At 42.3% G+C, this 423-nt stretch carries 1 pseudogene; it reads left to right on the top strand.

The features are described 5' to 3' along the window. Positions 1-423 (top strand): annotated as a pseudogene (locus ACTQ53_RS17650) (IS1380-like element IS942 family transposase); the annotation flags it as partial.

The raw sequence follows: 423 nt of genomic DNA, 5'->3' as shown, positions 1-423 counted from the left end.
ACCTTGGGATTGAGATGCACTATGTTTGGTTATCAATATAGCGAAATTCTACGCTCTCTGATGTGCGTATATCTTTGTGGCGGCTCATGTATTGAGGATGTTACAACTCACCTGATGAAACATTTGTCTCTTCATCCAACTCTTCGCACTTGCAGCGCAGACACCATATTGCGTGCTATCGAAGAACTGACTTTTAAGAGCATCACCTATAAGTCTGCTTCTGGCAAATCCTATGATTTCAATACTGCAGACAAGATGAACTGCTTATTGATCAAAGCCCTGCTTGCTACTGGTCAATTGAAATCCGGTCACGAGTATGATTTTGACTTTGACCATCAGTTCATTGAAACAGAGAAGCATGATGCAAAACCAACCTACAAGAAGTTCCTGGGCTATAGTCCAGGTGTGGCAGTCATTAACGAC

The organism is Prevotella sp. Sow4_E9_plate (genome assembly GCF_052116205.1).
Classification (GTDB): domain Bacteria; phylum Bacteroidota; class Bacteroidia; order Bacteroidales; family Bacteroidaceae; genus Prevotella.
The sequence above is the reverse complement of the archived record's forward strand: the minus strand, read 5'-3'. Positions and strand labels throughout refer to the sequence as shown.